Origin of the sequence: Enterobacter sp. CPE_E890, assembly GCF_046521475.1 — a bacterium.
Classification (GTDB): domain Bacteria; phylum Pseudomonadota; class Gammaproteobacteria; order Enterobacterales; family Enterobacteriaceae; genus Enterobacter; species Enterobacter adelaidei.
In genome coordinates this window covers 1,513,236-1,527,134 of sequence record NZ_JBKFZW010000001.1, presented here as the reverse complement: position 1 = coordinate 1,527,134, position 13,899 = coordinate 1,513,236, and the positions used below count along the sequence as shown (strand labels likewise).

Below are 13,899 nucleotides of genomic sequence, written 5' to 3'. Positions count from 1 at the left end.
GGCTTTTTCTATAAATATCATTATCGTCGATGAAACTTCAGATGATTTTTGAATATAGAAAGACGCAACTGTGATGTAAAGCGTACACCCATCGGGTCATACAGTTAGCCGCACTTTTCTGCCATAATGAGCGCTTTCGTTGTTACTGTGCAGGAGCCCACCATGGATTTTACCGCCGGACTGATGCCGCTTGAGACGGCACTCACGCAGATGCTTGACCGACTTTCCCCGCTGCATGACGTTGAAACATTGCCCCTCGTGCGCTGTTTTGGCCGTATTGCCGCGCGCGATATCGTCTCTCCGCTTAACGTGCCGGGATTCGATAACTCCGCAATGGACGGTTACGCGGTACGCCTGGTGGATCTCCAAACGGGTAACGCCCTGCCGGTGGCAGGTAAAGCCTTTGCGGGTCAGCCGTTTAACGGTGAATGGCCTGCGGGCACCTGCGTACGCATCATGACCGGAGCACCCGTTCCGGCAGGCTGCGACGCGGTCGTGATGCAGGAAGAGACTGAACAGACGGACGATGGCGTGCGCATTACCGCTGGCGTTAAAGCGGGTCAAAATATCCGCCGCACGGGCGAAGACATCACCCTCGGTGCGACCGTTTTTGCCGCCGGGCAAAAGCTGACGGTGGCGGAGCTGCCGGTGCTGGCCTCGCTCGGCATCGCGGAAATCGACGTCGTTCGCAAGGTGCGCGTCGCTGTATTCTCCACCGGCGACGAGCTGCAGCTTCCGGGCCAGCCGCTGCAGGACGGCCAGATTTATGACACCAACCGTCTGGCGGTACACCTGATGCTGGAGCAGCTGGGCTGTGAAGTGATCAACCTCGGGATTATTCCAGACGATCCGGAACAACTTCGCGCGGCGTTTATCGAGGCGGATAAATCTGCCGACGTGGTCATCAGTTCCGGCGGCGTCTCCGTGGGCGAAGCGGATTACACCAAAACCATTCTTGAAGAGCTGGGCGAGATCGCCTTCTGGAAGCTGGCTATCAAGCCAGGCAAACCGTTCGCGTTTGGCAAGCTCACGCACAGCTGGTTCTGCGGCCTGCCGGGTAACCCGGTCTCTGCCGCGTTGACCTTCTACCAGCTGGTGATCCCGCTGCTGGCAAAACTTTCGGGCAACCACGCCAGCCCGCTGCCGATGCGCCAGCGCGTACGTGCCGCCACGCGCCTGAAAAAATCACCGGGTCGTCTCGATTTCCAGCGCGGTATTCTGGCGCGCAACGCGGACGGCGAACTGGAAGTGAGCACCACCGGACACCAGGGCTCGCACATCTTCAGTTCCTTCAGCCAGGGTAACTGCTTTATCGTGCTGGAGCGCGAACGTGGCAACGTGGAAGCCGGTGAATGGGTTGAGGTTGAGCGCTTTAACCACCTGTTCGGAGGCTAAGATGACGGTGGAACTGACTGACCAGGAGATGATGCGCTACAACCGCCAGATTGTGCTGCGTGGTTTTGATTTCGAGGGCCAGGAAGCGCTCAAGGCGGCCAGCGTGCTGGTCGTCGGTCTTGGCGGTCTGGGCTGCGCTGCCGCGCAGTATCTTGCCGCAGCGGGCGTGGGCAGGATGACGCTGCTGGATTTTGATACCGTGTCAGTGTCTAACCTGCAGCGCCAGACGCTGCACAGCGATGCGACAATTGGCCAGCCGAAAGTGGACTCTGCCCGCACGGCGCTGGCTCGCATCAACCCCAACGTTCAGTTCACCCTGATTAACGCGATGCTGGATGACGACGCGTTGCGCGCCCAGATTGCGCAGCACGATTTGGTACTCGACTGCACCGATAACGTGGCTATCCGTAATCAGCTAAATGCAGGCTGTTTTGTCCATAAAACCCCGCTGGTTTCCGGCGCGGCGATCCGCATGGAGGGGCAAATCAGCGTCTTCACTTACGCTGAGGGAGAACCCTGCTACCGTTGCCTGAGCCGTCTGTTTGGCGAGAACGCTCTGACCTGCGTCGAAGCGGGCGTGATGGCGCCGTTAGTCGGCGTGATCGGCTCATTGCAGGCGATGGAAGCGATCAAAGTGCTGACGCACTACGGCACGCCTGCAGCAGGGAAAATCGTGATGTATGACGCGATGACCTGTCAGTTTCGCGAGATGAAGCTGACGCGTAACCCGGGGTGTGAGGTTTGCGGAGGTTAAAGCAAACGGCAACCTTCAGGTTGCCGTTTTAGTGTTTGCTCCCTCTCCCTGTGGGAGAGGGTTGGGGTGAGGGCATCAAGCCGCCCCTGTCAGATAGACGTCCGACCAAACGCCCCCTGCCAGTCCTGCTCAAACTTCACAATCGCCGCATCCACTGCCGGAGAGGTAATAAACTGCTGCGCCACGTCCAGCGGCAGAGTAATAGACTCACAGCCTGCCAGCAGGCAGTCCAGCGCCTGACGCGGGGTTTTAAAACTCGCGGCCAGCACTTTTGACTGCGGGGCATGCAACGTCAGCAGCTGCTGTAATTCCACTACGGTCTGGATCCCGTCCCCGCCCTGCGCGTCCACGCGGTTAACGTATGGGGCAACATACTCTGCGCCCGCCAGCGCCGACAGCATCCCCTGGGCTGCGCCATACACTGCCGTGCCCAGCGTCGGGATCCCTTCCGCTTTCAGCATTTTGATTGCCGCCAGCCCTTCTGCGGTCACCGGCACTTTCACCACCAGGTCGTTAATGATGGCGCGCAGCTTACGCGCATCTTCCACCATACCTTCCGCGGTAGTCGCCATCACCTGAGCGAACAGACGGCCTTTGCCGCCCAGCGCGTCGTGCAGCGCTGGCAGCAGCTCGTCCAGCGGGGTTTTACCTGCCGCCACAATGCTTGGATTAGTGGTCACGCCCGCCAGCGGGAAGATACGCGCCAGCTTTTTGACTGCCGCAACGTCAGATGTGTCGAGATAAAGTTCCATGATGTCACCCTCAAAATTAGCCTGCACTTACCCTATCACAGCAAAACCTGCTCAGTAGTTGACCTGCATCAAGATCGCTTTCATTCGAAAGTAATTTAATCTTCGTATGCAATACGAGAGGCGAAAACATGATCTTCAATATTCAGCGTTACTCCACCCACGATGGCCCCGGTATTCGTACCGTGGTGTTCCTGAAAGGCTGCTCGCTGGGCTGTCGCTGGTGCCAGAACCCGGAAAGCCGCTCCCGCAGCCGGGACGTGCTGTTTGATGCGCGCCTTTGCCTGGACGGCTGCGACCTGTGTCAGCAGGCGGCACCGGGCTGTATCGAGCGTGCGCTGAATGGCCTGGTCATCCACCGTGAGAAGCTTGATGAAGCCACGGTCAACGCCCTTACCAACTGCTGCCCGACGCAGGCACTCACCGTCTGCGGTGAAGAGAAGCAGGTGGAAGAAATTATGGCAACCGTGCTGCGCGACAAACCCTTTTATGATCGCAGCGGCGGCGGGATCACGCTTTCCGGCGGCGAGCCGTTTATGAACCCTGAGCTGGCTCAGGCTCTGTTTAAAGCTAGCCACGAACAGGGGATCCACACCGCCGTTGAAACCTGCCTTCACGTGCCGTGGCACTATATCGAGCCCTCATTACCGTATGTTGATCTGTTTCTGGCCGACCTGAAGCATGTGGATGGCGAGGTATTCAAACAGTGGACGGACGGCTCGGCCAAACGGATCCTGAACAACCTGAAACGCCTGGCCGCTGCCGGGAAAGAAATCACCATTCGCGTGCCGCTGATTCAGGGCTTCAACGCCGATGAAGCATCTATTACCGCCATTACCAACTTTGCCGCCGACGAACTCGGCGTCGACGATATTCATTTTCTGCCATACCACACGCTGGGCATGAACAAATACACCCTGCTCGGCCAACCCTACTCTGCCCCTGACAAACCGCTTGATAACCCTGCGCTACTGGACTTCGCTCAGCAGTACGCCTGCCAGAAAGGGTTAACCGCGACCTTACGAGGATAAACCTATGACGACCCTGAATCTCAACACCCTTAGCGAGCGCATTAAAGCGCACAAAAATGCCCTCGTACATATCGTTAAGCCGCCGGTCTGTACCGAGCGCGCCCAGCATTACACCGAAATGTACCAGCAGCATATGGACAAACCGATCCCGGTGCGCCGTGCTCTTGCGCTGGCACATCACCTGGCGGAACGTACTATCTGGATCAAACACGATGAGCTGATCATCGGTAACCAGGCAAGCGAAGTGCGCGCCGCGCCGATTTTCCCGGAATACACCGTCTCGTGGATTGAGAAAGAGATCGACGATCTGGCAGACCGCCCGGGCGCGGGCTTTGCGGTAAGCGAAGAGAACAAACGCGTGCTGCATGAAATCTGCCCATGGTGGCGCGGGCAGACAGTACAGGATCGCTGCTACGGCATGTTCACCGACGAGCAGAAAGGCCTGCTGGAAACCGGCATTATCAAAGCCGAAGGCAACATGACCTCCGGCGACGCGCACCTGGCCGTTAACTTCCCGCTGGTGCTGGAGAAAGGTCTCGACGGCCTGCGCGCCAAGGTGGCCGAACGCCGCACGCGCATCAACCTGACGGTGCTGGAAGACCTGCACGGCGATCAGTTCCTGAAGGCGATTGATATTGTGCTGGAAGCGGTAAGCCTGCACATCAAACGCTTCGCCGATCTGGCGCGCGAGATGGCCTCTACCGAGACCCGCGAAAGCCGCCGCGACGAGCTACTGGCGATGGCAGAAAACTGTGAAGTGATTGCTCACGAGCCGCCAAAAACCTTCTGGCAGGCGCTGCAGCTGTGCTACTTCATTCAGCTGATCCTGCAGATCGAGTCCAACGGCCACTCCGTCTCCTTCGCGCGTATGGATCAGTATCTCTATCCGTACTACCGTCGCGACGTGGAGCTGAACCAGAGTCTTGACCGCGAGCACGCGATCGAACTGCTCCACAGCTGCTGGCTGAAATTGCTCGAAGTGAACAAGATCCGCTCCGGCTCGCACTCTAAAGCCTCTGCCGGCAGCCCGCTTTACCAGAACGTCACTATCGGCGGCCAGAAGCTGGTGAACGGTGAGCCGATGGACGCGGTGAACCCGCTCTCCTATGCCATTCTGGAATCCTGCGGTCGTCTGCGCTCCACCCAGCCGAACCTAAGCGTGCGTTACCACGCGGGCATGAGCAACGACTTCCTCGACGCCTGCGTGCAGGTGATCCGCTGCGGCTTCGGTATGCCCGCGTTCAACAACGATGAAATCGTGATCCCGGAATTCATCAAGCTCGGCGTTGAACGAGACGATGCTTACGACTATGCGGCAATCGGCTGTATCGAAACAGCGGTGGGCGGCAAGTGGGGTTATCGCTGCACCGGCATGAGTTTCATTAACTTTGCCCGCGTGATGCTCGCCGCGCTGGAAGGCGGTCGCGATGCCACCAGCGGCAAAGTCTTCCTGCCGCAGGAGAAAGCGCTCTCTGCCGGTAATTTCGATAACTTCGACGAAGTGATGGCGGCCTGGGATAGCCAGATCCGCTACTACACCCGTAAATCTATTGAGATTGAGTATGTGGTGGATACGATGCTGGAAGAAAATGTTCACGACATTCTCTGCTCGGCTCTGGTGGACGACTGCATCGAGCGTGCGAAAAGCATCAAGCAAGGCGGCGCGAAATACGACTGGGTTTCTGGTCTGCAGGTGGGGATCGCCAACCTCGGCAACAGCCTGGCGGCGGTGAAGAAACTGGTCTTCGAGCAGGGAACAATTGGTCAGCAGCAGCTTGCCGCTGCCCTGGCAGATGATTTCGACGGGCTGACCCACGAGCAGCTGCGACAGCGCCTGATCAACAGTGCGCCGAAGTACGGCAACGACGATGACAGCGTGGACATGCTGCTGACGCGTGCCTATCAGACCTACATTGAAGAGCTGAAGCAGTACCACAACCCGCGCTATGGTCGCGGCCCGATTGGCGGTAACTACTACGCGGGTACCTCGTCCATCTCCGCAAACGTGCCGTTTGGTGCAGCAACGATGGCGACCCCGGACGGACGTAAGGCGCACACCCCGCTGGCGGAAGGGGCAAGCCCAGCCTCCGGTACGGACCACCTTGGCCCGACGGCGGTGATCGGCTCCGTGGGTAAACTGCCGACGGAAGCGATTCTCGGTGGTGTGCTGTTAAACCAGAAGCTGAACCCGTCGACGCTGGAAAACGACAGCGATCGCCAGAAGCTAATGGTGCTACTGCGCACCTTCTTTGAGGTGCATAAAGGCTGGCATATTCAGTACAACATCGTCTCGCGCGAAACGCTGCTGGAAGCGAAGAAACATCCTGACCAGTATCGTGACCTGGTCGTGCGCGTGGCAGGCTACTCGGCGTTCTTCACCGCCCTGTCGCCGGATGCGCAGGACGATATTATTGCGCGTACTGAACATACGCTGTAACGGTGCATCCTCTAAGGGGAAATGCGCAGGCTGATGCCCTCACCCCGCCCCTCTCCCACGGGGAGAGGGAGCAAACACTAAAAACGGCAACCCTGGTTGCCGTTTTGCTTTTACTTTCGAATGAAATTAAATTTGTGCTCTCCGTCACCTTGTTATTAGAATGTTTCAAACGCAGTGATCCAGGAGCGCAATGTATGACCGTAAAAGTTATCGTCACCGATATGGACGGAACTTTCCTTAATGATGCCAAGCAGTACGATCGTGACCGCTTCCAGGCACAGTTTGAACAGCTTAAAGCCCGAGATATTGAATTCGTTGTCGCCAGCGGTAACCAGTATTACCAGCTCATCTCCTTCTTTCCGGAGCTGAAAGATCAGATATCCTTCGTGGCCGAAAACGGTGCACTGGTGTTCGACCACGGCGAGCAGATTTTCCACGGCGAGCTGACGCGTCATGAATCGCAAATCGTGATTGGCGAACTGCTGAAAGACAAAGGGCTGAACTTTGTGGCCTGCGGGCTGGAGAGTGCTTACGTTAGCGACAAAGCTCCGGACGCGTTCGTGGCGCTAATGTCAAAGCACTATCACCGTTTAAAACGCATCAGTGACTACCACGAAATCGACGACGTGCTGTTTAAGTTCTCCCTGAACCTGCCGGACAGCGATATCCCGAATCTTATCGACAAACTGCATGTGTCGCTGGATGGCATTATGAAGCCCGTCACCAGCGGCTTTGGTTTTGTCGATTTGATTATCCCCGGCCTGCACAAGGCCAACGGCATCAGCCGTCTGCTGAAGCGCTGGAAGATCTCCCCTCAGGAGTGCGTGGCTATTGGCGACAGCGGCAACGATGCCGAGATGCTGAAGCTGGTGAAATATTCCTTTGCAATGGGCAACGCGGCAGAAAGCATCAAAGAGATCAGCCGCTACAGCACCGACGATAACAATCATCAGGGTGCGCTGAATGTCATTCAGGCAGTGCTCGACGACCATTCTCCTTTCGACGCGTAATCCTCTCCTTGCCGGGGCTTTGCTCCGGCTTTTCCCTTCTTTTCCATCCTGTGGCACACGTCAAGTTTTTAAACTTGCATTAACTTATTTTTAACTTAAAGTATCACTTGTAGATATTTTTACTTTCGAATGAAAGATGTGAGGCGGTTATGACGTTTACCAGTGAAATTTTGCCAGCAGATCACAAAGCAGCAATTCGCCAGATGAAGCGTGAATTACGCGCCCAGATTGGCGACGTTCAGGCAGTATTCAACAAGCTCAGCGATAAAATCGCCACCCGCGTGGCGGAAATCAACGCGCTGAAGAACAAAGGCGAAACCGTCTGGCCGGTGATCCCATTTGCCGATGTAAAAAACGGCACGATTGGTGCGGAACAGCGTGAAGCCGTTAAACGTCGTGGCTGTGCGGTCATCAAGAATCACTTCCCGCGCGAGCAGGCGCTGGCGTGGGATCAGTCGATGCTCGACTACCTCGATTTGAACAAGTTTGACGAGGTATATAAAGGACCAGGCGATAACTTCTTCGGCACCTTGACGGCCTCTCGCCCGGAAATTTACCCGATCTACTGGTCGCAGGCACAAATGCAGGCGCGCCAGAGCGAAGAGATGGCGCAGGTGCAGTCGTTCCTGAACCGTTTATGGACATTCGAGAGCAACGGCAAACAGTGGTTCGACCCGGACGTGAGTGTGATTTACCCGGACCGCATCCGCCGCCGCCCGCCGGGAACCACCTCGAAAGGACTGGGCGCGCATACTGACTCCGGCGCGCTGGAGCGCTGGCTGCTTCCGGCCTATCAGCAGGTCTTTGCCCGCGTGTTTGACGGCAACGTCGATAAATACGATCCGTGGAACGCCGCGCACCGTACCGAAGTGGAAGAGTACACCGTCGATAACACCACCAAATGTTCGGTGTTCCGTACCTTCCAGGGCTGGACGGCGCTGTCGGACATGATCCCGGGTCAGGGGTTGCTGCACGTGGTGCCGATCCCGGAAGCGATGGCTTATATTCTGCTGCGTCCGCTGCTGGATGACGTGCCGGAAGATGAGCTGTGCGGCGTGGCTCCGGGGCGCGTGCTGCCGGTTTCCGAGAAGTGGCACCCGCTGCTGATCGAGGCGCTGACCAGCATCCCGGCACTCGAAGCGGGCGATTCCGTATGGTGGCACTGCGATGTTATCCACTCCGTCGCACCGGTGGAAAACCAGCAGGGCTGGGGCAACGTGATGTACATTCCTGCCGCACCGATGTGCGAGAAAAACCTCGCCTATGCGAAGAAGGTCAAGGAAGCGCTGGAAACCGGCGCGTCACCGGGCGATTTCCCGCGTGAAGATTATGAAAAAAGCTGGCAGGACCGCTTTACCGTGAACGATCTCAACATCCACGGCAAGCGTGCGCTGGGCATGGTTTAACTGTCGTATAGCCCTTCCCGCTCAACGGCGGTGCGTCGTTTCCCCTGACGTATCCGCCGTACCGATTCCCGCACGGTCAGCGTGCCGTTAAGCAGCAATGTTCCTACAGGCGCGTCCGGTCGCATCAGCCGCTGCTGAAGCATATGTACTGCTTCCGTTCCCAGTTCATCACGCGGAACATGCACGGCCGTCAGAGGCACATCCTGAATCGCCGCCAGATTAAACCCGTCGATACTCATCACCGACACGTCCTGCGGCACGCGCAAGCCGTGGTTTTGCAGCGCGCTGATGGTGCCCGCCGCCATAAAGTCGCCCCCCACCAAAAACGCGGTAGGTAAATCCTTCCCCTGCATGTCGTCGAGCCAGCTGCTGACCAGCTGTTCCGTTTCGCGGGCGCTGAAGCTGGGCACCACCAGCAGGTCATGTTTATCGCTGAACTTCAGGTTATGGGACAGCCACGCATCGCGGATCCCTGACAGGCGCTGCTCCATGGTGTAGCGTCGCAGACACAGCACGTTCATCACCTCACGGTGTCCCATCTCGAACAGATATTCCGCCGCCCGCTCGCCAATGGCGCGATGATCCGGCGCGACGGCAGGCAGGCGCATATGGCGGTCACGACAGTTAATCAGCATACAGGGTTTACCTACATCCACCGCCAGATCGTGGATATGCGGATCGTCAATGCCGAGCAGAATGGCTGCCTGGGTATCCGGTTCGTTCATCCGTGCCAGAAAAAGCTGCGCGTCGCTGTCGTTCTCTTCCAGCGCGCAGTAGCGTAACCGCACTTCGTGGGATGCCAGCCCTTTACCTACACTCTGGATCACACGGTAGTAAAAGATGTCGGACCGCTCGTCAAAAGCCCTCTGGGGGGCAAAAACCACCAGGCTGTTAAGCAGCAGACGCCCTGCCGCCATGCCGTCCATTACCCCCAGCTCGCGCGCGCACGCCAGCACCTTTGTACGCGCTTTTTCGCTGGTATTCGCTTTTCCCGCCAGCACACGCGATACGGTGCTGATTGAGAGCTGCGTTCGGGCGGCGATTTCGGTGATTTTTAGCCTTTTGTCCATTTTGTGATCTGGCTCCATTTGCGAAATGAAAAAATTTTCATAGCGTATCTATCAGGCAGTAACTGACATAAAAGTCATCATGCCAGAGGGTTCAGGTCAGTTATGAGAAATTTTGCACAAAATCCACTATTGCCCACTCATTTTCTCCCTTAAGGTGAACTTGTCACACAACTTCCATACTAGTTGTATACCAATTAAGGCAGTATAACCGGATAGAAATCAAAGCCATAAAAAACTGTGTGACACCTGAACCTCCGTCCCCTTACCGTCCGTCTTGTGGAGAGTAAAATGAGTCAGGACATCAATAACACTGTTGCGGCAAGCAAAACCCGTCGCGTCATCAAGAACCTGCGCTGGTACGTGCTGGTGCTGTTCTTACTTGGCGTCACCGTTAACTACATCACCCGAAACTCATTAGGGATCCTCGCCCCGGAACTGAAAGAGAGCCTCGGGATCACCACCGAGCAATACTCCTGGATCGTGGGAGCATTCCAGATCGCCTACACCATTTTCCAGCCTCTGTGCGGCTGGTTGATTGACGTCATCGGCCTGAAGATTGGCTTTATGGTCTGCGCCGGGATCTGGGCGCTGATGTGTATTTTCCATGCAGGTGCCGGAAGCTGGCTGCACCTGGCTATTCTGCGCTTCTTTATGGGTGCCTCTGAAGCCGCAGCTACCCCGGCGAACGCCAAAACCATCGGTGAATGGTTCCCGAAATCAGAGCGACCTGTTGCCGCCGGCTGGGCGGGTGTGGGCTTCTCCATCGGCGCGATGCTGGCTCCGCCTATCATCTACTTTGCTCACGCCTCGTTCGGCTGGCAGGGCGCGTTTATGTTCACCGGCGTGCTGGCGCTGCTGTGGGTGATCTTGTGGTGGGCGTTCTACCATAACCCGGAGCAGCACCCGAACCTGAGCAAAGACGAGCTGGCGTTTATCAAGCAGGATAACGAACCGCCTGCGGTGAAACTGCCCTTCCTGACCGCGCTGAAAACCGTCTCGAAGAACAAACGTTTCTACGGCATCGCCATTCCGGCCTTTATGGCGGAACCCGCCTGGGCGGTACTGAGCTTCTGGGTGCCGCTGTACCTCGCCAAAGAGCACGGCATGGATCTGAAGCAGATTGCGATGTTTGCCTGGCTGCCGTTCCTCGCCGCGGATCTCGGTAGCGTGGCGAGCGGCTACCTGACGCGTCTGTATACCCGACTGTTCGGCTGCTCCCGCGTTAACTCGGTGGTCGCAAGCTCCGTGACGGGCGCGTTCCTGATGATCTCTCTGGGCATCGTGGCCATTACCCGCGACCCGTATATCACCATCGTGCTGATCTCCATCGGCGGCTTCGGGCACCAGATTATCTCCTGCATGCTCAGCGCCCTGGTCGTTGAGTCGTTCGACAAAGGCCAGATGGCGACCGTCAACGGCATGCGCGGCTCGGCGGCGTGGATCGCCAGCTTCCTGTTCTCGCTGTTAATCGGTGTAACCGCCGACAAAATCGGCTTTAACCCGCTCTTTATTGCCATGGGCTTCTTTGACCTGATTGGCGCTGTCTTCCTGGTAGCATTTATTGCTGAACGTCGCGCCAAGCGCGCCTGATAGTGGATGTAGTGATTATGAAAACCCTGAAAAACTGGACCATTGATACGCAGTCGGCAAACCATCTGGAACTGCTGGTCGATAACCAGCACCGCTTGTGCCTGTATGTGCTGGAAGAGAATCTGTTCCGTGTACTGATCAAACGCAAAGGCGAACTGACGCTGGACCGTACCTGGAGCATTGCCCCGGAGCATGACGTGCCGTGGGAAGGTCGCCGTCGCGATGATTTAAGCGGTTTCACTTGTCCTGTCTGGACACTGACGCAGCAGGATGAGACGTTAACCGTGGCAACCGAACGGCTGCGCGTGACCGTACACCAGCCGCTGTGGCTCGAATGGCACTACCGCAATGACGCGGGCGAGTGGCAGCCGCTGGTCAACGACCGTCCCACCAGCGCCTACCTGCTGAACGCCCACGGCGACGGCGTGGCGCACTACCTCAGCCGCCGCAAGGACGAGCGTTTCTACGGCCTGGGCGAAAAAGCGGGCGATCTGCAGCGCAACGGCAAGCGCTACGAGATGCGCAACCTCGACGCAATGGGTTATAACGCAGCAAGCACCGACCCGCTGTACAAGCATATTCCCTTCACTATCGCCCGTCGCGATGACGTGAGTTACGGCCTGTTCTACGACAACCTGAGCAGCTGCTGGCTGGATCTGGGTAACGAAATCGACAACTACCACACCGCCTATCGTCGCTGGCAGGCGGAAGCGGGTGATATTGATTACTACATCTTCACCGGTAAACGCGTTCTGGACGTCACCAAAGCGTTTGTACGCCTGACCGGGAAAACGCTGTTCGGGCCAAAATGGAGCCTCGGGTACAGCGGCTCGACCATGCACTACACCGACGCGCCGGACGCGCAAAACCAGCTGATGAACTTCATTCGCCTGTGTGAAGAGCACGCCATTCCATGCGACTCGTTCCAGCTCTCGTCGGGCTATACGTCGATCAACGGCAAACGTTACGTCTTTAACTGGAACTACGACAAGGTGCCGCAGCCGAAGGTGATGAGCCAGGCATTCCACGACGCAGGACTGAAACTTGCCGCGAACATCAAGCCGTGCCTGCTGCAGGATCATCCGCGCTATAACGAAGTGGCAGAAAGCGGCCTGTTCATTCGTGATTCAGAAACCGATGCACCTGAACGTTCCAGCTTCTGGGATGACGAAGGCTCGCACCTCGATTTTACCAACCCGCAGACAGTGCAATGGTGGCAGGAAGGCGTGACCACGCAACTGCTGGAAATGGGCATCGACTCCACCTGGAACGACAATAACGAGTATGAGGTATGGGATGGTGAAGCCCGCTGTTATGGTTTCGGTAAAGAGATCGCCATCAAGCATATTCGCCCGGTGATGCCGCTTTTGATGATGCGCGCCTCGCTGGAAGCGCAGCAGCGTTTCGCGCCGGAAAAACGTCCGTATCTGATCTCCCGCTCCGGCTGCGCCGGGATGCAGCGCTACGTTCAGACCTGGAGCGGCGACAACCGCACCAACTGGGACACCCTGCGCTATAACATCCGCATGGGGCTTGGCATGAGCCTGTCCGGGCTGTTCAACGTCGGTCACGACGTGGGCGGTTTCTCCGGCGACAAGCCGGACGCCGAGCTGTTCGTGCGCTGGGTGCAGAACGGCGTGATGCATCCGCGCTTTACCATTCACTCGTGGAATGACGATCACACGGTGAACGAGCCGTGGATGTACCCTGGCGTCACGCCAGCCATTCGCGGCGCGGTTGAGCTGCGCTATCGTCTGCTGCCGTATCTCTACACCCTGCTCTGGCAGGCGCACGCCGATGACGAGCCGATGCTGCGCCCGACGTTCCTCGACCACGAACACGATGCGCAAACCTTCGAAGAGTGCGATGAGTTCCTGCTGGGCCGCGACCTGCTGGTGGCCAGCGTGGTCGAAGCCGGTCAACGCGAGCGCCGTGTCTGGCTGCCGGATAACGACACCGGCTGGTATGATTTTTACACCCACGCGTGGTTTGCTGGCGGCCAGTCGATCGTCCTCGACGCGCCGCTGGAAAAACTGCCGATGCTGGTGCGCGCCGGTGCCGGTCTGCCGCTCAGCGAACGCATTACCCACGTGTTCGCTGAAAAAGACGATACCCGCGAGCTGAAGCTGTTCCCGGTGAAGGGCGTCGGGACCACCTCGGGCATGCTGTTTGAAGACGATGGTGAAAGCTGGGGCTACCAGAACGGCAATGCGCTGTGGGTGGAGTGGGAAATGGTGTGCGATGGCGCAACCATCAACCTGAAGGTCAACGCGCGCGGGGATTATCGTCCGGCGTGGAAAGCGCTGAAGGTGTCGCTGCCTGTAGGGGAAAAACGTACGCTGCTGGTGAACGGGGTTGAAGGGGGTGAGTGGGTGCTTTGAGCATTGCCGGGTGGCGGCTTCGCCTTACCCGGCCTACAAACTGACTCGTAGGCCCGGTAAGCGTAGCGCCACCGGG

The 13,899-nt window shown here is 57.6% G+C and carries 10 protein-coding genes; 8 read left to right on the top strand and 2 right to left on the bottom strand.

What is annotated here, in order from left to right:
- Window positions 1–162 precede the first annotated feature (162 nt).
- The gene (moeA, locus tag ACLHV9_RS07535; RefSeq protein ID WP_108090533.1) at window positions 163–1,395 is read left to right on the top strand and encodes a molybdopterin molybdotransferase MoeA; all 1,233 of its coding nucleotides are present in this window, start codon (window positions 163–165) and stop codon (window positions 1,393–1,395) included.
- A 1-nt stretch (window position 1,396) separates the two neighbouring features.
- Window positions 1,397–2,149, top strand: coding sequence for a molybdopterin-synthase adenylyltransferase MoeB (moeB, locus tag ACLHV9_RS07530; RefSeq protein WP_108090534.1), 753 nt, complete (start codon window positions 1,397–1,399; stop codon window positions 2,147–2,149).
- 89 nt (window positions 2,150–2,238) lie between these two features.
- On the opposite strand, the gene fsa is transcribed toward moeB, so the two are convergent.
- A complete protein-coding gene (fsa, locus tag ACLHV9_RS07525) occupies window positions 2,239–2,901 on the bottom strand; it encodes a fructose-6-phosphate aldolase (protein ID WP_023326972.1) in 663 nt (220 codons plus the stop codon).
- Window positions 2,902–3,029: 128 nt separating this feature from the next.
- On the opposite strand from fsa, the gene ACLHV9_RS07520 reads away from it, so the two are divergent.
- From ACLHV9_RS07520 to ACLHV9_RS07505, 4 genes are all read left to right on the top strand, one after another.
- Window positions 3,030–3,929 carry a glycyl-radical enzyme activating protein gene (locus tag ACLHV9_RS07520; protein ID WP_134707350.1) on the top strand — a complete coding sequence of 300 codons (900 nt, stop codon included), beginning with the start codon at window positions 3,030–3,032 and terminating at the stop codon, window positions 3,927–3,929.
- A 4-nt stretch (window positions 3,930–3,933) separates the two neighbouring features.
- On the top strand, window positions 3,934–6,366 hold the full coding sequence (locus tag ACLHV9_RS07515) for a formate C-acetyltransferase/glycerol dehydratase family glycyl radical enzyme (protein WP_407220356.1): 2,433 nt from the start codon (window positions 3,934–3,936) through the stop codon (window positions 6,364–6,366).
- Between the two features lie 194 nt (window positions 6,367–6,560).
- Entirely contained in the window at window positions 6,561–7,376 is an 816-nt protein-coding gene (locus ACLHV9_RS07510; RefSeq protein ID WP_049005401.1) for a Cof-type HAD-IIB family hydrolase, read from the top strand.
- Between the two features lie 149 nt (window positions 7,377–7,525).
- Window positions 7,526–8,782: a DUF1479 domain-containing protein gene (locus tag ACLHV9_RS07505; RefSeq protein WP_049005400.1), complete on the top strand. Its 1,257-nt coding sequence runs from the start codon at window positions 7,526–7,528 to the stop codon at window positions 8,780–8,782.
- Here ACLHV9_RS07505 and ACLHV9_RS07500 read toward each other — a convergent pair.
- The gene (locus ACLHV9_RS07500; protein WP_032667016.1) at window positions 8,779–9,852 is read right to left on the bottom strand and encodes a LacI family DNA-binding transcriptional regulator; all 1,074 of its coding nucleotides are present in this window, start codon (window positions 9,850–9,852) and stop codon (window positions 8,779–8,781) included. The genes ACLHV9_RS07505 and ACLHV9_RS07500 overlap by 4 nt on opposite strands.
- Window positions 9,853–10,140: 288 nt before the next feature.
- On the opposite strand from ACLHV9_RS07500, the gene ACLHV9_RS07495 reads away from it, so the two are divergent.
- Both ACLHV9_RS07495 and ACLHV9_RS07490 read left to right on the top strand, forming a co-directional pair.
- A complete protein-coding gene (locus ACLHV9_RS07495) occupies window positions 10,141–11,442 on the top strand; it encodes an MFS transporter (RefSeq protein ID WP_028019351.1) in 1,302 nt (433 codons plus the stop codon).
- A gap of 17 nt (window positions 11,443–11,459) precedes the next feature.
- The gene (locus ACLHV9_RS07490; RefSeq protein WP_133175283.1) at window positions 11,460–13,823 is read left to right on the top strand and encodes a glycoside hydrolase family 31 protein; all 2,364 of its coding nucleotides are present in this window, start codon (window positions 11,460–11,462) and stop codon (window positions 13,821–13,823) included.
- The last annotated feature ends 76 nt before the right edge of the window (window positions 13,824–13,899 follow it).

What these genes read in the sequence shown, in the direction of transcription:
- moeA (WP_108090533.1), top strand. Translation starts at nt 163, where the DNA reads ATGGATTTTACCGCCGGACTGATGCCGCTTGAGACGGCACTCACGCAG.
- moeB (WP_108090534.1), top strand. Translation starts at nt 1,397, where the DNA reads ATGACGGTGGAACTGACTGACCAGGAGATGATGCGCTACAACCGCCAG.
- fsa (WP_023326972.1), bottom strand. Translation starts at nt 2,901, where the DNA reads ATGGAACTTTATCTCGACACATCTGACGTTGCGGCAGTCAAAAAGCTG.
- ACLHV9_RS07520 (WP_134707350.1), top strand. Translation starts at nt 3,030, where the DNA reads ATGATCTTCAATATTCAGCGTTACTCCACCCACGATGGCCCCGGTATT.
- ACLHV9_RS07515 (WP_407220356.1), top strand. Translation starts at nt 3,934, where the DNA reads ATGACGACCCTGAATCTCAACACCCTTAGCGAGCGCATTAAAGCGCAC.
- ACLHV9_RS07510 (WP_049005401.1), top strand. Translation starts at nt 6,561, where the DNA reads ATGACCGTAAAAGTTATCGTCACCGATATGGACGGAACTTTCCTTAAT.
- ACLHV9_RS07505 (WP_049005400.1), top strand. Translation starts at nt 7,526, where the DNA reads ATGACGTTTACCAGTGAAATTTTGCCAGCAGATCACAAAGCAGCAATT.
- ACLHV9_RS07500 (WP_032667016.1), bottom strand. Translation starts at nt 9,852, where the DNA reads ATGGACAAAAGGCTAAAAATCACCGAAATCGCCGCCCGAACGCAGCTC.
- ACLHV9_RS07495 (WP_028019351.1), top strand. Translation starts at nt 10,141, where the DNA reads ATGAGTCAGGACATCAATAACACTGTTGCGGCAAGCAAAACCCGTCGC.
- ACLHV9_RS07490 (WP_133175283.1), top strand. Translation starts at nt 11,460, where the DNA reads ATGAAAACCCTGAAAAACTGGACCATTGATACGCAGTCGGCAAACCAT.